Origin of the sequence: Flectobacillus major DSM 103 (genome assembly GCF_000427405.1) — a bacterium.
Lineage (GTDB): Bacteria > Bacteroidota > Bacteroidia > Cytophagales > Spirosomataceae > Flectobacillus > Flectobacillus major.
In genome coordinates, this window is the sequence record NZ_KE386491.1 from 226,565 (window position 1) to 247,453 (window position 20,889).

At 38.0% G+C, this 20,889-nt stretch carries 13 protein-coding genes; 6 read left to right on the forward strand and 7 right to left on the reverse strand.

Going from position 1 to position 20,889, the window contains the following annotated elements:
• Window positions 1–473: 473 nt before the first annotated feature.
• Together FLEMA_RS0102950 and FLEMA_RS0102955 are read left to right on the forward strand one after the other, a co-directional pair.
• A complete protein-coding gene (locus FLEMA_RS0102950) occupies window positions 474–1,532 on the forward strand; it encodes a carbohydrate-binding family 9-like protein (RefSeq protein WP_229359337.1) in 1,059 nt (352 codons plus the stop codon).
• A gap of 64 nt (window positions 1,533–1,596) precedes the next feature.
• Window positions 1,597–2,679: a family 10 glycosylhydrolase gene (locus FLEMA_RS0102955; protein WP_026994169.1), complete on the forward strand. Its 1,083-nt coding sequence runs from the start codon at window positions 1,597–1,599 to the stop codon at window positions 2,677–2,679.
• A gap of 225 nt (window positions 2,680–2,904) precedes the next feature.
• Here the strand turns inward: FLEMA_RS0102955 and FLEMA_RS67330 are convergent, their stop codons facing one another.
• The gene (locus FLEMA_RS67330; protein WP_044170685.1) at window positions 2,905–3,858 is read right to left on the reverse strand and encodes a sulfite exporter TauE/SafE family protein; all 954 of its coding nucleotides are present in this window, start codon (window positions 3,856–3,858) and stop codon (window positions 2,905–2,907) included.
• A 324-nt stretch (window positions 3,859–4,182) separates the two neighbouring features.
• Window positions 4,183–7,050 carry a TonB-dependent receptor plug domain-containing protein gene (locus tag FLEMA_RS0102965; RefSeq protein ID WP_044170688.1) on the reverse strand — a complete coding sequence of 956 codons (2,868 nt, stop codon included), beginning with the start codon at window positions 7,048–7,050 and terminating at the stop codon, window positions 4,183–4,185.
• Between the two features lie 879 nt (window positions 7,051–7,929).
• On the opposite strand from FLEMA_RS0102965, the gene leuS reads away from it, so the two are divergent.
• Complete coding sequence (leuS, locus tag FLEMA_RS0102970; protein WP_044170690.1) at window positions 7,930–10,746, forward strand: leucine--tRNA ligase; 2,817 nt, start codon at window positions 7,930–7,932, stop codon at window positions 10,744–10,746.
• Window positions 10,747–10,846: 100 nt separating this feature from the next.
• On the forward strand, window positions 10,847–11,371 hold the full coding sequence (locus FLEMA_RS0102975; RefSeq protein WP_026994172.1) for a YfiT family bacillithiol transferase: 525 nt from the start codon (window positions 10,847–10,849) through the stop codon (window positions 11,369–11,371).
• A 124-nt stretch (window positions 11,372–11,495) separates the two neighbouring features.
• Here the strand turns inward: FLEMA_RS0102975 and FLEMA_RS0102980 are convergent, their stop codons facing one another.
• Window positions 11,496–12,848 carry an MATE family efflux transporter gene (locus tag FLEMA_RS0102980; RefSeq protein ID WP_026994173.1) on the reverse strand — a complete coding sequence of 451 codons (1,353 nt, stop codon included), beginning with the start codon at window positions 12,846–12,848 and terminating at the stop codon, window positions 11,496–11,498.
• 386 nt (window positions 12,849–13,234) lie between these two features.
• Here FLEMA_RS0102980 and FLEMA_RS0102985 point away from each other — a divergent pair, with 386 nt between their 5' ends.
• Entirely contained in the window at window positions 13,235–13,630 is a 396-nt protein-coding gene (locus FLEMA_RS0102985; protein WP_052353932.1) for a rhodanese-like domain-containing protein, read from the forward strand.
• 171 nt (window positions 13,631–13,801) lie between these two features.
• Here the strand turns inward: FLEMA_RS0102985 and FLEMA_RS0102990 are convergent, their stop codons facing one another.
• From FLEMA_RS0102990 to FLEMA_RS0103000, 3 genes are all read right to left on the reverse strand, one after another.
• Window positions 13,802–14,755, reverse strand: coding sequence for a carbohydrate kinase family protein (locus FLEMA_RS0102990; RefSeq protein WP_044170693.1), 954 nt, complete (start codon window positions 14,753–14,755; stop codon window positions 13,802–13,804).
• Window positions 14,756–14,814: 59 nt separating this feature from the next.
• The gene (locus tag FLEMA_RS0102995) at window positions 14,815–15,225 is read right to left on the reverse strand and encodes a VOC family protein (protein ID WP_026994176.1); all 411 of its coding nucleotides are present in this window, start codon (window positions 15,223–15,225) and stop codon (window positions 14,815–14,817) included.
• A gap of 140 nt (window positions 15,226–15,365) precedes the next feature.
• Complete coding sequence (locus tag FLEMA_RS0103000) at window positions 15,366–16,676, reverse strand: sugar porter family MFS transporter (RefSeq protein WP_026994177.1); 1,311 nt, start codon at window positions 16,674–16,676, stop codon at window positions 15,366–15,368.
• Between the two features lie 204 nt (window positions 16,677–16,880).
• Between FLEMA_RS0103000 and FLEMA_RS0103005 the strand changes: the two genes are divergently transcribed.
• The gene (locus FLEMA_RS0103005; protein ID WP_026994178.1) at window positions 16,881–17,933 is read left to right on the forward strand and encodes a hypothetical protein; all 1,053 of its coding nucleotides are present in this window, start codon (window positions 16,881–16,883) and stop codon (window positions 17,931–17,933) included.
• 98 nt (window positions 17,934–18,031) lie between these two features.
• Here FLEMA_RS0103005 and FLEMA_RS0103010 read toward each other — a convergent pair whose 3' ends face one another.
• Complete coding sequence (locus FLEMA_RS0103010) at window positions 18,032–20,011, reverse strand: M1 family aminopeptidase (protein WP_026994179.1); 1,980 nt, start codon at window positions 20,009–20,011, stop codon at window positions 18,032–18,034.
• Window positions 20,012–20,889 lie beyond the last annotated feature (878 nt).

A 20,889-nucleotide genomic window follows, 5' to 3' on the forward strand; every position in this document is an offset into this window, starting at 1 on the left:
CTTTAATAATCAAGCACTTAGCTATTTTAGTTAAGTGCTTTTTTATTTTCACTCGCCCCCCCAAACCTCCCATTACCATATAATAAGTTTTTTTGCATTCCCTAAATTGGTTATGTAACTTTCATGTAGAATTACAGATTCACTATTCAGTGAACATAAAATAAGGTGTAGAGCTATTACTGTAAACCTCGTCGATTTTTTGGCGAGGTTTTTTTGTATAATAAAAAATACGCTTAACCTTTGAAGTATACAAACAAGGTATTCCTTTTGCTCTACGAACATAGCTATTCTATGAATAGATTTAGGCTAAATTTAACGTCAAACAGACAAAACCGTACAGAAATACCAGTTTCATACCTGATTATTGTATAGTTTCGCTCTCAAAATAATATAGTATTGGGGCTAATGTCTTCCTAATTTGTGAACAAAAGCTTAGCCTTGAGGTACTTCCAATTTTCTATTAATATAAAACCATGAAAAATCTATTCTTATCAGGAATAGCTAGTCTGAGTATGTTTACTGGATTGGCTCAAACTCCTATTGTGCCTCAACAATATATTTGTTACCAAACTGCACAACCCTTACAAATCGACGGAAAACTTACTGAAGCAGCTTGGCAAAAAGCCCAGTGGACAAGCTTGTTTGTCGATATTGAGGGCGATAAAAAACCTTTGCCTTTACAGGCTACCAAAGCCAAGATTCTTTGGGATAAACAGTATTTGTATATTGTTGCCGAGCTAGACGAAAAACATATTTGGGCGTATCAGAGCAAAAAAGACCAAGTCGTATTTTTGGAAAATGACTTTGAGGTATTTATCGACCCCGATGGTGATTCTCAAAACTATTTTGAGCTTGAGATAAACGCCCGCAATAATACTTTTGACTTATTCTTACCAAAACCTTATCGAAATGGAGGCAATGCCTTGGTAAGTTGGGACATAAAAGACCTAAAAACGGCTGTTTCGATAGAGGGTACACTCAACAATGCCAATGATTCGGATAAACGTTGGACTATTGAGATGGCGATTCCGTTTAGCTCTATTAGCATGGGTATGGAGGCCGATATTCCTAAAGATTTGTCATTGTGGCGAATTAATTTTTCAAGGGTTGAATGGCAACATGAGGTAGTTAATGGAAAATATGTGCGGAAGAAAAAAGCTGATCAAAGTGGTGTATTACCTGAATATAACTGGGTGTGGTCGCCACAAGATGTTATTGATATGCATATTCCCGACCGTTGGGGCTATTTGATATTCTCAGAAAAAGTGGCTGGTGCTGAGCCAATCCATTATACTTTGCCTGAACGAGAAATAGCCAAAAGAGCTATTTGGACGATATATCATCTACAAAAGGGCTATTTTGCTAAACACAACCAATATGCCTTCAATACCGAAGAATTAGGGGTTGACAAAGGTATTCTTGATGCTTATCAGATAGCCATAGAGGCAACCAAACACACTTTTGCAGTACAATTGCAAAATAAGCAGGGCGATATAAAGCTTCATATTAATCAGGAGGCTGTATTGAGGTAATGGTAGCCTGAAAGCCCTGTTGAAATACTACCCAAAAATTGATTTTCTATAAAAACTAAATAACATGAAAAAGCGTACCTTTTTAAAACAAGTAGGGCTTGGGGCATTAACCTTGGGGCATTTACCTGTATCGTCTGCCCAAGCGAAGGGTTTAGTAACGAATCCTCCTAAAAAAGCCTTAAAAAATTGGGTTTGGATAAATCCCGACCATAAAGCCAAAGACGAAGACCTTACCAACCAATTCAAGCAGTTTAGGGCTCATGGTATTACTGGTATTTTCTTTGAAGCCGACGACGAAAGACATTTTACCTTGGCCAAAAAACAAGGATTAGAAACTCATCGCTGGATTTGGACCATGAATCGTGGTGAAGAAAGCTTACTCAAAGCGCATCCCGAATGGTATGCCGTAAACCGCAAAGGTGAGTCATGTGCTACCAATCCGCCGTATGTAGGTTATTATCGCTGGCTGTGTCCTTCTCGCCCAGAGGTAAAGGAATACTTAGAAAATGTAGTAAAAACAGAACTGAGCAAGCCTTATGTGGATGGTATCCATTTGGACTATGTGCGTTATTGTGATGTAATTTTACCTCAAAATCTATGGAAAAATTATGGTATAAAACAAAATCAAGAATTGCCCGAATATGACTTTTGCTATTGTGATACATGTCGTAGTAAATTCAAGGAAATCAAAGGAATAGATATTAAACTGGAGGAAAACCCTGACCAAAATTTATCTTGGCGAAAATTCAGATATGATAACATTACTCGCATTGTGAATCATTTGTCCAAAACTGCGTCTGGTTTCAAAAAACCTATTACGGCGGCAGTTTTTCCAACACCAGAAGTGGCCAAAAGGATTGTTCGTCAGGATTGGACTAATTGGAGTTTGACGGGTGTTTGCCCGATGATTTACCATAAGTTTTACAAAGAAGATGTTAATTGGATTGGCGATGCTGTAGAGGAAGGTGTAAGAGCCTTACATGGCAAATTCCCATTGTATGCTGGGTTGTTTTTACCAGACTTTGATAGTCAAGATGAAATAGTGAAGGGAATTCAGTTGGCATTGAAAAATGGAGCTTCTGGGGTTTCGCTATTCGGCAATGTCGACGATAAGGTTTTGAAAGCATTGGCAAAAGCCATTGTGTGAAGTGCTTAATGAGTGAATTATGAATTAGTTTGTGAGTTTTGAATAACTTATTATTCACTTTGTTTTTCTATTAGTTGGTGAATCCATTCGCCAACTAATAGAAAAAAGATAGATTGAGGAAACGTGTTGTGTATATTTAAAAACAAATCCTGCCAATTTCTTAATATAAATCTAGGTAGGAAAATCAAACAGCTTTTAGATTTAGTATAAAATATTGTTTGAGGCTTATCCTAGAATCTTTTTCAATGACGCTAATATTACGACAATACCAACCATTATCATTAAAGCTTTTGTAGGAAGCTTGGTAGCTAATTTAGCCGCAATAGGAGCCGCAACCATTCCTCCAAGTATTAAACCCAAAATTACCTGCCATTGCGAAAAACCAATAACAAAGATAAAAGTAAGGGATGATGAAAGTGAGATAAAAAACTCGGCCAAGTTAACCGAACCGATCGTATAACGAGGGTGTCGCCCTGAAGCAATCAATGTTGAGGAAACAATTGGCCCCCAGCCGCCACCGCCAATACTGTCCATAAATCCACCAAACCACGCCAAAGGACCAATTAATTTGATAGGTTTCTTTTTTTGGCGTTTAATCAAGGCTTTTCTGATAATCAAAATACCCAAACAAAGTGTATAAAAAGAAACTGCGGGCTTGACATAGCCAATGTAGTCTTCTAGCAAAGTCGATAACAAATAAGCTCCCAAAATAGCCCCAATAACACCAGGAATCAATACGGCTTTGAATAGCTTTGAGTTGACATTGCCAAATTTGAGGTGCATATAGCCCGACGCTCCACTTGTAAAGATTTCAGAAGCATGAACACTCATACTAATAACGGCTGGCGAAACCCCCACATTGGCCAAAAACGTAGATGCCGTAACCCCATAAGCCATTCCCAAAGCTCCATCTACCATTTGGGCAATAAAGCCTGCCATAATATAGAATAGGATGTCGGAGGTTACTTCGTTAAAAGCTGTAGTGATATTTTGTACAGTAAGATATTTGAATAAAAAATGCCCTACCACCATCAATGCCAAGGCATTAAAAATGTGAATGATTATCTCGGCGGCTGTTCTTTCTCGCTGCCAAATTTTTACAATAGCCTCTTCAAAGGGGTTTTTGGACGATTTTTTAGGTAAGTTTATTTGCTGTTCTTGAGATTGCTGGTCTGTCATTTATCTATAAAGTCAATAATGTCTACAAATTTAATAGGCTTTTGCTAATCTGCAAAGATACAAAGTGTTTTTTTGATGAGCTATCAATAAGGCCAAAACGTTAAGGTTTAAAAATAAAGCTATTTGAACTTCTGAAACAGACGAATAAATGTGCTAGTTAGTAAGCAATGGCAACCTTCCAAAACAACTGTACTAACTTTTTATTCTGAAAGTATTGATAATAAGCGTATTGTATGGATACAAAAATACAGCCGACCATAACAAATGATAGTCGGCTGTGGATGTAATCAAGTTTAAAATAGTATTAGTTGAATTGGTTCATTATTAGAATTTATAGTTTAAGCGGGCATAATAACTGGCACCTTGAAAACCCATTTGGTAGTTTTCATAACCAAAGCGGTTGTTGTCTGTCAAGTCTGGTAATATTCTGGTTGGGTACACGTCAAATAAGTTGTCGCCACCAACCGATAGTTTAAGTCCTTTAATAAGCTCGTATCCCAGGCTCAGGTCTACTGTTGTACGAGCGGCTAGTTTATAGTCATAGTAGTTGCCGTTGCCATCGTCGTACGAACTACGAGAATACACCGAGCCATAATAAATACCACGTACCATAGCCGACCATTTTTTGTCGAGCAATGTAAACGAGGCAATATATTTTTGGCGAGGGTTACCTTCTTCATAGCTGGCTCGTACCGAACGGCTCAAATACAAATCTTGAATTTGGGCTTCGGTCAATGTACCATCTGTTCCTACATTTAATTTGGCTGGATGAACCGCTACAAATTCAACTTTGTTCCAGTTGCCTGCAAAAGTGGCAATCATCTTTTTAGTACCCAACATTTTGGTATAGTTGACTACCAAATCCAACCCTTTTGATTTTACGTCGGCACCATTTGTGAAAAACTGAGCGGCCCCTTCGCCAATAACGCTTTTTAAACGACCGCCCACTGCTGGTCCTTCAAAGTTGCCTGTCAAGATAATTTTGTCTTTTACCGTAAAAATATAGGCATCAGTAGTAATTTCTAAGCCTTGTAGAGGTTGTAGAGCAAAACCCAAACTTGCATTTTGCGAATTTTCTTGCTTTAATTTAGGAATACCCAAAGCCTTTGCTGCCGAGCTTTCGTTGGTAAAGAAACCTACGTCGAATGGTACACCTTGTGGCGTAAATACCGTAGAGGTTTGGGCATAGTATAATTCATGTAAACTAGGAGCACGGAAACCATTACTTACAGAACCTCTGATATTGAAATTGTCAAAAATAGAATATCTTGCTGCAAACTTTCCAGTGATTACACTACCAAAATCGCTATAACGCTCAAAACGAGTAGCTGCGGCCAGCAAGAGTTTTTTGTTAACATCTACTTCTACATCGACATACCCCGCTACCACATCTCGTTTGGCATCTATAGCTTGATTGGGAGCAAAGCCCCTAAAACATTGGCAGTTTGCCGAATAGTTTTTAAAGTCTAATTTGTCGCCTTTTCTTGATAAAATAATGTCGTTGCCTTTGTCGTCTTTTACATCGGGATTGATATTTTGGGTATAGTTAAAGTTGTCGCTAGGAGCTACAAAAATACCTGCTGTTCCTTTTGTATAAGACTCTTCTTGGCCTTGTTTGATCGCAAAGTTTTCGACACGCATTTCAGTACCAAAAGCCACGTTGATACCCTTTACCGCCCCATTGAGGGGGTCGTTAAAATAATGAGAAAAGGCCAAGCTGGTTGTATTTTGGGTAAAAGTATTTGCTCCTAAGCTCATGGTTGTTGGCGACTCCGAGCCATACGACGCATTGAGTGTGTTGGTCATACCATAGTCAAAGTTGCTTGAGCCAAAAGTATTACTAAAATCAATATCAAATACGCCAATTTTTCCTTGTAAACCCATCGACAACGACTTGTCGGCAATACTTGAGGTTAACTGGGGCAAATATCCGTTAGGATATACAGCATAATTTGAGCGGTCGAGCTGGCGAGGAAAACGATAATAACAGCCACTAAGAGTATTGCGATAATTGAGCCCACCAAAGGCATAAAAACGACTTGTAGATGAAATAGGGAGGCTTAAATTAGCAAAAACTGTACCGTTGGTCATTTGGCTCAAGCCATTAATCATTTGAAAATCGTCGCGTGTTAAGCCTCTGGCCTTTAACAAACCTTCATCGGTTTTTAAAGCAGCATTGTCGGGACTGGCCAGAGCTTCGGGGTTGGTCACAATAATCTTTCCGTATTCGTCTTTGATAGTATTGTTCAAATACGCATTGCCATAAATAGACCCATTATAGCCACCGTCGGGTGTACGTGAGGTTTTGTTGCGGTGTGTAAATTCGCCCGAAATATTGATAAAACCACCTTTTGTACCCAATGGTAAGCCATAATTGACCATAAACTGATTGGTAAGCCCATCGCCAGCCTTAAAAATCGAAGTGTAATAACTAGCAGTTAGCTCGTTGACACTACTTTTTAAATCAAGGTTCATAACCCCTGCAATGGCATCTGAGCCATACTGAGCAGCAGCTCCGTCACGCAGAATAGACACCTTATTGACGGCAATAGAAGGAATCGTCATTAAGTCGGCCGATGTAGATGGGCCTGTTTTGTTATAAAGCTGCAACAATGACGAAACGTGGCGGCGTTTACCATTGACCAACAAAAGGGTTTGATTGGGTGGTTGGTTTCTGAGCTGAACAGGCACCACGTGCGAATCTAGGTCGCCTCCAATAGCCTGAAGAGCATTAAATGAGGGCGCAATTTGTTTTAGCATCTGAGCCAAATCTGGCTGAGGCATTGTTGATGAAATTTCGGCTACCGAAATAATATCGACAGGTGCGGGTGTGTCGAGCTGGGTACGTCTGGCATTTCGTGAGCCTACTACTGCTACCTCGGCCAATTGCGTAATGTCTGATTGAAGTAAAATATCGAAAGTTGTATTATTGCCTATTTCTACATCTTTGCTCGTAAACCCTACAAACGAAAACGTTAGCGTACCGCCAGATTTAGGAACATTCAGTTTAAACTCACCTGCCTCGTTGGTAACAGTGCCAATTTTTGTGCCTTTTAGCACCACTGTTACCCCAGGCATGGGGTCTTTGGTATCGCTGACTTTTCCAGTCAATAGTTTGTTTTGGGCATTTACCATATTACAGCCCAGCAAAAATGTACAGAATCCGATAATAGTTAGTATTAATTTCCTCATAATGATAGTGTTTGAATGATAATTTATGGCAAAAGTGGGACACCCCTCGTATAACGTACAAGAGTAAACGTTGACTAAAAATAAATGGGCTCAATACCAATCTTAGTGATATGTAATACCATATCGAGCCAATTTGATATTTAAGGACTTGTTAAAAAATGGATGATTCGTTAAGGTAAAAAAAGTAACATCACTCCCAGTAAAAAGGGGGTATTCAATATCATTAAACAGACGTTTGTCTGCCTCAAATATCAACAGTGTTATATGATCTATAAAGAGTTGTTTTTGGAAGTAAACTATAAAAATGGTTATTTTTTTACTACATCAGAATGATTGTTTATACTTAGTTTTCATTCTTTTTATAATATTTTATTCAGTATAATCTTTGGAAGTATGTGGAATGATATAGTAATAGTATTTTAAAATAAGATAAAAACAAAATAAAATTTGTGTTATTTTTAAATAAGTTGTTTTTCTGAATTTTTTAGGTAATATATTACGTTGTAATTGTCTTTTTTTTAGATTTCCTAAAACGTATAATAATCAGCTAGAAAAAGCCTAATAAATACTGAATACGCCATTTTTGCGAAAGATATACGCTTCAAATAAGCACAAATACTTATAGCATTTTTTGTACTATTTGTAGGGGCTAATAGTTGTGCCTTTGCAAAGGCAAGAAAGTAACATTCCTTGTTTTATCCTATACTCGTAAAGAAATAATGTGTTAGATTTTGATAAAAAAGCGATTTATCCATATCTATTTTGATTATCTGTTTCTGCAAGCAAGTCTTTTCCCATAAAAAATCTGTAATTTTGCAGAAATTTTCGAGTGTAAAGTGCAATCCACTTTATCCTTAACTCATTCAACATTTAGAAGAAATGTCTGCAGAATACAATTTTAGAGAAGTAGAACAGAAATGGCGTAATTTTTGGGATGAAAACCAAACTTACAAGACTGAGATAGACCATTCAAAACCTAAGTATTATGTTTTGGATATGTTTCCGTACCCATCGGGTGCAGGCTTGCATGTTGGCCACCCACTAGGATATATTGCCAGCGACATCATTAGTCGTTACCGTCGTTTGAAGGGATTTAACGTATTGCACCCAATGGGCTTCGACTCGTTTGGGCTTCCTGCCGAGCAATATGCCATTCAAACAGGACAACACCCTGCTATTACCACCGAAGAAAATATTGCTACTTATATTCGTCAACTAAAACAAATTGGCTTTAGCTATGACTGGTCACGCGAGGTAAGAACATCCGATGCTAAATTTTATAAATGGACGCAGTGGATTTTTATGCAATTATTTAAGCATTATTACGACAAAGACGCTGACAAAGCTTTACCTATTTCGGGTTTGGTAACTCAATTCAGTAAGTTGGGTAATGCAGATATCAATGCTGCTTGCGACGAAGATACCCCTATTTTTACAGCCGAAGATTGGAATAATATGTCGGGTCACGAGCAGCAAGAGTTGCTATTGAAGTACCGCTTAACGTTCCCAGACGAATCGGTGGTAAACTGGTGTCCAGCTTTGGGAACAGTATTGGCCAACGACGAAGTAAAAGACGGTGTTTCGGAACGTGGAGGATACCCTGTTGAACAGAAAAAAATGAAGCAATGGGCTATGCGAATTACAGCCTATGCCAACCGCCTGATTGATGGCCTTGAGGAAGTAGACTGGTCGGATGCTATCAAAGAACAACAACGCAACTGGATTGGCCGCTCGCAAGGGGCTTCGGTTCGCTTTAAGGTAGCTCCAGAAACAGTTACAGAGGGTGCTCCAGCATATATCGAGGTATTTACGACACGTGTCGATACTATTTTTGGGGTAAGCTTTATGGTGATAGCCCCCGAACACGAATATGTACCCTTTTTGACAACCGAAGCTCAAAAAGCTGAAGTAGAAGAATATGTTAATTGGGCAAAATCTCGTTCTGAATTAGACCGAGTTTCGGAAGTGAAAAAAGTGTCGGGGGCGTTTACAGGTAGTTATGTAATCAATCCCTTCAACGACGAAAAAGTGCCTATTTTCTTGGCCGACTATGTATTGGCGGGCTACGGAACGGGTGCTGTAATGGGTGTACCTTCGGGCGACCAACGTGACTGGAATTTTGCAACGCATTTTGGCTTGCCTATTATTCCGATTTTGGATGCTCAGAAAGATATTGAAAAACAAGCCGATAATACCAAAGAAGGAAAATATATCAACTCGGGGATTATCAATGGTATGGAATACAAAGAAGCCACGGCTACTTTGACAAAATGGCTTGAAGAAAGAGGCTTAGGAAAAGGAAAAACACAGTTCCGTTTGCGTAATGCAGTATTTAGCCGTCAACGCTACTGGGGCGAACCTGTGCCAGTATATTTTAAAGAGGGTTTGCCTTATTTGATTGACGAGGCCGACTTGCCTTTAGAATTGCCTGCTATCAATAAATATTTACCAACCGAAACAGGTGAGCCTCCTTTGGGGCGTGCTACTGGCTGGAAATACAAAGATAAATACGAATACGAACTAAGTACTATGCCAGGTTGGGCAGGTTCGTCATGGTATTGGTATCGTTATATGGACTCACAGAACGAAAAGGAATTTGCTAGCCAAGAGGCTATCAATTACTGGCAAGCTGTAGACTTGTACATTGGCGGTTCTGAACACGCTACGGGACACTTATTATATAGCCGTTTTTGGAACAAATTCTTGAAAGATTTAGGTTTGGTAAAAGAAGAAGAATTTGCCAAAAAATTGATTAATCAAGGTATGATTCAAGGGCGTTCCAACTTTGTGTATCGTGTAAAATCATCGGTAGGTGAAGGCAAAAAACCTGTATTTGTTTCGGCAGGATTGAAAGACCAACACGAAGTAACACCCTTGCACGTAGATGTAAATATTGTAAATAATGATGTTTTAGACATTGAAGCTTTCAAAGCTTGGCGTTCTGATTTTGCAGAGGCCGAGTTTATCCTTGAGGCTGGCGATAAATATGTTTGTGGTGTCGAGGTTGAAAAAATGTCAAAGTCAAAATACAATGTCGTAAATCCAGATGTATTGGTAGACAGAGTAGGAGCCGACACGCTGCGTTTGTACGAAATGTTTTTAGGGCCATTAGAACAAGCCAAACCCTGGAATACCAACGGTATTGATGGTTCTTTCAGATTTATCAAAAAAGTTTGGCGTTTGTTTTATGACGAACAGGGCAACTGGAAAGTAAAAGACGAAAAAGCTACCAAAGACGAATTGAAGGTATTGCACACGGCTATCAAAAAGATTGAAGACGATTTAGAGCGTTATTCATTCAATACCGTTGTGTCTACCTTGATGATTTGTGTGAACGACTTGAGTTCGTTGAAATGCTCTAAGAAAGAAATTTTAGAGCAATTAGTTGTTTTGATGTCGTCGTACACACCGCACTTATCAGAAGAATTATGGGCTTTGTTGGGGCATGAAGCTGGAACTGTTTCAAAAGCATCTTTCCCAAAATTTGAACCTTCGTATTTGGTAGAAGCTAATTTTGAATACCCAATTTCTATCAATGGTAAAGTAAGAACAAATATTTCTTTTGCTGTTGATACGCCAAGCTCGGATATTGAGGCAGGTGTATTGGCCAACGAAATAGTACAGAAATGGCTAGATGGCAAACAACCTAAAAAGGTGATTGTTGTACCAAAGCGTATCGTAAATATTGTATTGTAATCATAAAAAGCTTTCCAGTGATGGAAAGCTTTTTTACTTTTGTGCGTTATCTTATCAAAAGGCATAACCGTATAGCCTCTCCAAAATAATCAATCAGCTTATGGAATTACAAGCATTACAGTTTCCTATTGGAAAATGGACTCCCCAAGAGCAATATTCTTGGGACGAAATTCAAGCAAAAATTGCTATCCTCAAAACAATCCCAGCTCAATATAAGGCTATTACGGCCAATTTAAGCAATGAAGATTTGTTGAAACAGTACCGAGAAGGTAGCTGGACAGTTCGCCAATTGATTCATCATGTAGCCGATATGCACATTTTGCACTATATTCGTTTTAAGCACGCTCTTACCGAAGCCAATTCTGAAGCTGTAGTGGCCAAAATAGATGCTTGGGCTAATTTGGATGAAGCCAAAAATGCACCCATTGAGTTTTCTTTAACTTTATTGGAAGGAACGCACCAGCGTTGGGGATATTTGCTAGACCAAATGTCAGAAGAAGATTTTCAGAAAGGCTATTACCATCCTATTCGCAAAATTTATTTATCCCTCAACGATGCTTTGGATATGGGTGTTTGGCATGGTCAGCACCATTTGGCTCATCTCAAAATTGCCTTAGGTAAATAGACTGTATAGGTTTTTGAAAAAACTTAGTACATAAGGTATTTATCGGTATACAAAAACACGAAGTTTCATAAAGCTATTTTTTGAAGAAACTTCGTGTTTTTTATACAAGCTATTTATGCTATAATTACAATTTCATAGCATTGGCTTTTTTATAAAAACGCCAGCTCAATAGCCCTGCCGACACCATTAGGCTTAGCGTAAGGCCAATCCAAATCCCAATATGTTCGAGCTTTAGGCTAAAACCCAGCAAATAGCATAAAGGTAAGCCCACAATCCAGTAAGCAATTACAGTAATAGCCGTAGGAATATTTACATCGGCGATTCCTCTAAGAATACCCAAACTTACAGCTTGGATACCATCAAATAGCTGAAAAATGCCCCCCCAAATAATTAGTTCGGCTGCTAATGTAATCACCCTTTCATCTTTGACATAACTTGCCAAGAAGTCGTTGAAAGTAAGGAAAATAAGGCCACAAATTCCCATAAAAATAATACCCATTAGCAAGGCGGCAGTACCTGATTTGAGAACGGCCGTTTTGTTTCTTTCGCCCATACCCATTCCCACACGAATACCCCCAGCCGCAGCAATACCCGTTGCTGCCATATAAGTTAGCGATACAAAGCCAATAGCAATTTGATGAGCAGCTTTATGATGTAGGCTAATCCAACCCATCATAACCACAGCACCATAAAATGCGGCTACTTCACTAAAACCCTGAAAACCACTAGGAATACCAAGTTTAAGAATTTTTATTACCAGTGTTTTGGTGTGGTCTACTGCAATTTTAGCGTCTAAATAAGGCTTGAAAAGACTACTCCTGAAAGTATAAATAATAAGGACTATTGCCATATAAGTTCTAGCTGTGAGGGTAGCATAGCCCGCCCCGTTGAGTCCCAAGGCAGGAATAATACCCCAACCATTAATCAAGATATGATTAAGAATGATATTCAAAATCAAAGCACTCAGGGTAATATACATTGCTACTTTTGTATAAGATAACCCATCGGTGAAGCTTTTGATAGCCGAAAAAATAAAAGAAGGTATAATCGATACCACAATAATCCAAAGGTATTCTTGGGTTATGGCTTTAATTTCGATAGGTTGGCGAAGTAACTCTATATTTAATCCTAAAACTATAATCAAAGTGCCACATAAAACACTGATTATCAGTGAAACAATAATGCTTGCTTTGAGTAACTGCTTACATTCGGCAGGTTGATTGGCTGATTGTGCTGAAGAAACTAAAGGAGCTACTACTTGTAAACAGATATACCCAATAATGGCAATAATAAAGAAAATACCATTGGCATCGGCCGATGCTGCCAAGGCTTGTACAGCTCCTTGGCTCATACGTCCTACTTGGACGGTATCGGCAAAACCCATTAACATTACGCCGACTTGGCCTGTAATAATAGGAAGTGCTAAATTGAGGGTGGCAATAAACTCTTTCTTATATTGCTGAATAAAATTGTTCAAAGGAATGGTTGGGGTTTTGTTGATAAATACTTTAAGGATGCAAAGATACAAAAGTGCTTTGTCAATTAGCTGATGTTGGGGAATAACTAGGTTGAGGATTTTAGTATAGGGTTTTGATAATCAAGTAGCAATGGAGCTGTATAATAAGCAAGCTTTTATTAGAAGCATAGTCAAAAAGCTGCATTCATCTTAAAAATCCTGATTTATAATAGTGTTGCAGGAATTTTATCAACCAAACCTTCCATTAAAACGGTTTTTATCTTTCAGCTCACTACCTTGATAAAAATAGTTGTTATGTGAGAGTAGTTATTAAATTATGTAACATTTGTCACAGCTTTTTGAAAAAATAAAGAGCATGTTTGTAGATAAAAAATAATAAAACTGAAATGAATATAAAATTAATAGGGGTTGCTATTTTCTTTTTATGGAGTATGTTGGCCTGTCAGCATCCTGAAAATGCCCATGATTTAGCTCCAGATGAATTTAGTGATTTGATGGCTAAAACACCTCAGAAAATAATTTTGGATGTACGTACCAACGAAGAGGTAGCTCGTGGCATCATAAAGGGAGCTATTCAACTAGACTTCATGGCTCCTGATTTTGAGCAATCACTACAAAAATTAGATAAAACAAAGCCTATTTTTGTGTATTGTGCCGTTGGCGGCCGAAGTGGTCAAACCGTAGAACTGATGCAACAATTAGGCTTTCAGGAGGTCTACAATTTACAGGGAGGTCTGGATGCTTGGCAACATGCTGGTTTGCCTATAGTTCAGTGGCGCTAAAAAAACACAACCATGCACCTTTTGGGTACATGGTTGATAGATTAAAAAATGGTTAACGTGTGCTTTGGGAACAGGGCTATGTGTCCATAGCCCATTTTTTAAGTTGTACCAATGAATTGAACTTAGTTTTAAGGGAGATAATAAGGTAATAAGATTTTTGGGGCGATAGGCTTATTCTGCTATCGCTTTGAGTTTGGTAGCCTGCATGGCTGCAATATGGTGTTCGGTGATAGGAGGGTTTGCACCACTGTACGAAGCCACAACTGCTCCTAATGCACAAGCAAAATCAAGGGCCTCTTCCGAGCTACGTCCCGACATAATATTTTTGAGAAAGCCTGCCAAAAAAGAATCGCCACTACCAATGGTATCTGCTACTTGTACCGAATAGCCCTTCTGGGTATAAAATGCTACACGGCCATCGTCTTCTTGGCGTAACAAAATAGCACCATCGCCACCCTTGGTTACGATAATCGTTTGTAAGCCGAAAGTGGCTCGTAAAGCACTCAATTGGCTTTCTTCGCTACCCTCTATATTGTACCATCCTGCAATAATTTTTAGCTCATCTTCATTCATTTTTACCAAATCGGCGTACGATAAAAGTTTTTCGATAAGCTTTTTAGCATAATGTGGTGGACGCAAATTGACATCAAAAACTTTAAGCGTTTTGGAGTTTGTCGGAATATTATCTAACAAAGCAATCAATGCTCCTTCAGAAGCTTCGTCTCGGCAAGCCAGTGTACCAAATACAATCGCAGATGCAGTATTTACCAAGTGCTGTGTGGCAGCAGTAGCTTCGATAAAATCCCATGCCACAGGGTGTACAATGGTATAACTGGCCTCATTTTTTTCAGAAAGCTGTACTTTTACCCAACCTGTAGCCGCATTTTCATCGGTTTGAATCCAATCAGTTGTACAGTTTTTAGATTGAAGAAATGCTTTTATTTCTTCTCCCAAAGTATCATTCCCAACTCGGCTAATCATTTTGGCTGGAATTCCCAAATTTTGTAGATGGGTAGCAACGTTCATTGGAGCTCCTCCTGGGAGTTTACCCGACGGGAGCATATCCCAAAGTACTTCTCCAAAGCAACAAATATGTGGAGCCGTTTGTAAAGTTGAGTTTGACATATTTTTAGGAAGACAAATTTTGATAGATAAATAAAATCGCAAATAATAAAATAAACTTTCTATAGTATTTGGTTAAACTCTAATCGCTCGCCGTCTGGGCCAAGTATATTGAAGTATTTACAACCGTTTTGCCAAAAAGGTAAAAAAACAGGAGCTTCTTCTAATATTTGATAACCATTTTGTTGTAAAAGCTGAAATACAGTATCTATATCGGCTACATCAAAAGCCAGATGGTCGACATGACCATCTTTTCGGGTAGCGATTTCGGTCAATACTGTAGCAGGCATTTGATAAATCTCTATGATAATATCACCGCTTTGCATCATAGCTACTTGCCCTTGCCCGTCGGCATGCTCGAAAGTCGACGACATAACATTCCTGAATCCTAAGCCTTCATAAAAATGAATTGAACGCCCCAAATCTGTAACAGGAATACCAATATGCTGTATTTTTTTTAACTGTAAATTCATAGAATATATATTGAGAGTAGTGGGTTGTTCATTTAGTGATTTAGTGATTTAGTGAGTTGTGAATTAGTGAATTTTTGAAAAAAAAGTTAGTATTTGTGGAACTCAAAATATTGAGATGCAATTCTCCTTCATTCCTTCATTTACTTAATAAGTTGTTTTTGTAAATCTTCTAAAGAAACGCCTTTGGTTTCGGGCATCATTTTCCAAACATAGATTAACTGGAAAACCATCATTCCACTAAAGAAGGCGAAAATAGGCCCACCACCCAACATATCGGCAAAAAATGGGAAGAAGTTGGCAATTAAGGCGGCAAATACCCAGTGGGTCAACGAACCAAAAGCCATACCCGATGCTCGTACCGAATTAGGAAATATTTCAGAAATAAATACCCAAATTACCGAGCCTTGTCCGATAGCATGAGCCCCAATAAAGGCAAATACATAATAAGGAACATACGTATAAGATTCGTTGAAAAAGGCTAGAGCAATCAACGCCAATGAAATAATATAGCCAATAGAGCCAATGTACATCAATAATTTACGGCCGTAGCGGTCAATCAAATACCAGCCAATAATGGTAAAAATTAAGTTGAATACCCCAATCCCAGCCGTCGATAACAAAGCACTTTCTTTGCCTAATCCTGTCATTTCAAAAATACGTGGAGCATAATAAATAACAGCATTGATACCCGAGAGCTGGTTGAAAAATGAAAATAAAAATGCAAGTAATAAAGGCAAAGTATATTTTTTTGAGAAAATAGACTCTTGATGATTCTTGTTTTCTTCTTTTGCCGAAGTCATGATTTCTTTAACGGCTTCATCCACAGAATCTTCTGTAATAGCTAATACCTCTCGTGCTTTTTGCTCGTCGCCTTTATAAAGCAACAACCATCTTGGTGTTTCGGGAGTCAAGAGCATCAAAACAGAAAATAATAAGGATGGAATCGCTACAATTCCGAGCATCCAACGCCAAGAGTCGGCACCACCTTCTAGCAAGTAATTAGAGATATAGGCAATCAAAATACCAAATACAATATTGGCTTGGAATGAAATTACCATACGGCCACGGTACTTGGGCGGAGCAATCTCAGAAATATATACAGGTGCTACCACCGACGAAGCTCCGATACTCAAGCCGCCAACTAAACGAAACAACATAAAAATGTTTACACTATTGGCCAGAGCCGCTCCAACCGAGGAAACAAAAAATAAAATACCAATCCAAAGCAAAGTTTTTTGTCGGCCAAACTTATCGGCAGGAATACCCCCAAAGGCTGCCCCTAGCACTGTTCCGTACAAAGCAATAGCCACCGCCAAGCCGTGTGTCCAGCTATCAAGGTGCCAAAGTTTCTGAATTTCTTGCTCTGCCCCCGAAATAACGGCGGTATCTAACCCAAACAAAAATCCACCCAACCCAACTGTTACTGCCCAAAGTATTAGTTTACTATTCATCTTAATGATTTTAGGCTCAATACGTTATCCAAACAAAATTTTTTAACGCTCAAGCAGTTTATGTTTTTCCGATTAAGTGCTACAAAAGTATAAATGGTTGAGTGTAATTTTTTATTTGTTTTGTTCTATTTTCATAAAGAAAGTTTTCGATTAATTGTACTATTTTTGTAACAAAATGGAACATATTGGAATACATTGATACAGATGAATATAGAAAAAAACGTATGTGAGAAATTGTATTTTGAGGTAAAAGGCAAGCTACAAAATGAATTGGCATCGAGGGGCATGACCTACCGTGGCTCGGAAACGGCTATCTGGAAAATGCTAGAGCCTGTGTCGGAAAAAACCTACTTTCAGTTGATTCTCGAAGAAATAACTCAATTGTCGTTTTCGGCCACATTTAATAACATGTATTTGTGGCGGAAAATGAACGAGGTACAACAAAAGAAGATAGTCAATTTTCAGGACGATTATTTGTCTCTTTTTATTAAATTTTTGGGTTATAGCAATCCTCAAGAGTATATTAGCCAGTTTTCGCTGAATTTGCGAAGTTTTTTTGGTATCAAAAAGGAGAGCAAGATTTGGGTAGTACAGCCCATATTCGATGCCAAAGACCAGAAGAGTCCACAGGCTCTTTTTCAAGGGAAATCACCCAGAAGCGATGAACAAACCGTAGATTCGAGAGATACCGAATGTCTGCTCGAAATCATTGATTTGTTTCATGAATCTAATCATATTTTACCAAAACGTGTTTACGATCAAGACCTCGTACAGCTCGAAAATAGCGAATACCAGCTTTGTGACCGAACGGCCGACTCGGTGGGTGTCGACTGTGTGTTTTCGATTGGTTTCTACTCTAATTACTTTTTCCGTTGGGCTTTAAGCAAAGAATTAGGGCATTATATTGAGTTTGAAGAAGAACGTATTCGGTTCAGAATAAAATACTTTAATGAGTACTTACGACAAGACATGTGGAGTGATTATTATGCCAGTAATGATGACTTTGACTGTGGTTTTTTGGCAAAAGTGCCTGTTAAGTTATATAACAAAACCGTTAATTGTTATTTTATCTGTGGGATAGAAAATAAGTCTACTCGTGCTATGACATCGTATTTGTGCGAAAATTGGAAGTCTATTCTGAATAAACAGGATATAGGCAAGCAAATTCCCATAGGCGATTTGCCCTTTATTATGGCTTTCAAAGTGAGTAAAAGTAATCTTAAAGAAATGTATTGTCAACAAGTAGTAGTGCTATAGGTGTTGACGTAAAGTAGTATTAGGAGAATTGTTCCAGAACAAAAAACGTCGGTGAATCAAATCACCGACGAAGCGTACTGATCTATACAAAGTCCATTTTACTTACTAATCATCACTTTCTGTGTGTAGATAGTGTTATCTACATAGAGTTGCAAAATATACTCGCCCGAAGGATATTCCTGCGAGTTGATGCTAATTTGTTGATTACCAGCTGGTAAGTTGCCATTTTGTAAAGTTTGTACCAGTTGGCCTTGTGTATTATAAAGCTGTAACGTTACAAGCGATGGCCGAGCTAATTGAAAAGAAATAGTACTTTGGTGGGCCACAGGATTGGGCGATATACTAAAACTCAAAGGGTTTTCATTTTCTTGCTGAACGCTCAAAACAGCTTCTGTTTTTTGGACTGAAGCCTCTTTTAGTATCCAGTTGTCGGCATCAAAAACAAAAGATTCAGGTTTGTCATTGAGGGTAAAGTCAAAAGTTTGTTGTGCTTGTGCATTGAAGGCTTTCAAAATAGTATCGCCTTTGGCGGTGCTTACCTTAAAAGTAAGCGGCATAGTAAAAAATGTAGGAGTCGTATTTGTACTTTGCGAAATATTTACAGCCAAAGTATATTTTCCTTGACTTTGGGGTTTGGTTGCCCAATTAACAGTGTACTTAGGATAGTTTTCGCCATATATCCATTGTTTGAAAAAATAGTCTAGTTTTTGACCATAAACCTGTTCGGCCACAGCCTGAAAATCTTCGGTTGTTGCATTTTTATAAGCATGCTTCGACTCAACATAGGTTTGAAGAATTTTGAAAAACAAAATATCACCTACTACACCCCTAAGCATGTGTAATACAGAAGCCCCTTTTGCATAGCTTTTGTTGCTATCAAAAATAGAATTAACCGAACTAATATCCTGAACATAGACTGTTCCTTTGGCTCTTTTAGCAGCATTTATTTCGCCGAGTATCGAGGCCTTATAACCCTCAAAACCTTTAAGATATTCTTCATAAATAGATTCGGCATAAGTAGCAAAGCCTTCGTTGAGCCAGATATTTTCCCAATTTTTACAAGTTATTTTGTTCCCAAACCATTGATGAGCCAATTCGTGAGCTACCAAACTACCTTCAAAGTTGTACATAGAAGAACAAGTTTGGTGCTCCATACCGCCACCCCAACCAAACTGAGCATGGCCGTATTTTTCTGTTACAAAAGGATATAACCCAAATTTATTAGAAAATAAATCTAACAAAATGACAGTTTGGTCAAGCTTTTTTTTGTTGCTTTCAGTAAAAGACTCTGGATATACATAATGCGTTACGGGCATAATATTATTGCCAATAAACCTAAAATCATTGCGGTAGAGTACATAATTGCTCATAGCAATCGAAATAAGGTATTGGGCAATAGGGTAGGTATTTTTCCAACGATAGGTCTTTGTACCATCGGGGTTGTCGATAGTGGCTATTAGCTTACCATTCGACACACTCACAAAATATTTGTCGGCTGTAATCCAAACGTCGGTAGAATCGGCCTTGTCGTCTAGGGCGTTCTTACACGGAAACCAGTCCGACGCACCGTAAGGTTCTGAAAGTGACCAAATCGCACGGTCATTGTTGTTGTTATGTTGGCCAAAAACAAAGCTATCGAAACCACTCGACCCAGGAACACCATGATAATAAACCACCAATTGAACAACCTGATTACTCTGGTACGTTTTATCCAAACTAATAGTAATCTGGTTATTTTGATGACTGAAAGCGAGTTTGCGTCCATTGGCTATAACAGAGTCGGTAGCGAGTACGTTTTGTAAATCGAGGACAACCCTATTGAGGTTATTGATTTTACTTTTGGCAAAAATGCTCACTCCTCCGCTAATTTGTTGGGGCGAATAGTCCACCCTAATGTCTAGCTTATAATAAGTAATATCAATATTATCATCGGCTTGTTTGTTGGCCATTAGCCTAGCACTTGACGAGTTTTTTTGCCATAAAGCTATTTTCCCTTTGGCACATTCATGTTCGGTTATTTGCCCAATTGAATAAAATGTAGTAAAGATAAGTGTCAATAACGAACTGTATTTTTTCATGATAGATTTGAGTTTTAATAGTTGAAAGTGTGATGATTAATAGATGTATTTCGTTAGGCTAAAAGCCTAAGTTTTTGATATAATATGGCTGTAAAGATATGAATACCATTTCTTTATGAATTACCATAAAATAAAAATATCAGTCATTTTCTACAAAAATATGCTTTGTAAAATACAGAGATTCATTTGTACTATACCTGTTTTGGTGGAGTTGTACAAACAAAAAAATAGTAGAATTGCGTAGGGGAATTGATTTAGCAAAAAAAACTTATTGAGGAGGTTTGATAAATAATAATAGCAAATACTAAGTATTTATACTTTAAAAAGCGAACCTATTATTACCTAATTTTAACATATTTTTAAATTTTTTTATTATGTATTAAAATATGTTATTATATTTAAGCACCTGTTTCTGAAGCGATGTTCTTGAACAGTACAATTTTCTAAAAAAACATAATAGCAGAATTTTTTCCTTCTAAACGTTACTGAATGCAAAATATTTACTAATTATATATGCTTGTGACAAACAATTCGTGATTTTTCGATATAGAGAAGAACAGGCGAATATTCCACAGCGGAGTAACATCATTATACTTCATCGTCAACTCTGTAATTAGTAAATCCATTCAGCAGCTTTTAGGCTTTATAGAGCAAACCAAAACTAAATTTATATCTACTAGATACAATTTCATACTTGTGTTGTATTTAGCATAACTTAACTAATTAGATTGAAAAACTTTACTATTAACTCCGCAAAATTGGAAGAAAATCATCGAGGTTTCTTTCAAGCTTATGGGTCGTTTATGGCTCTGAGGCGTTCCTGTAACCATTCTATTCAATACTTATTCAAACCAACAGGTTATAATCTAGTGTGATTA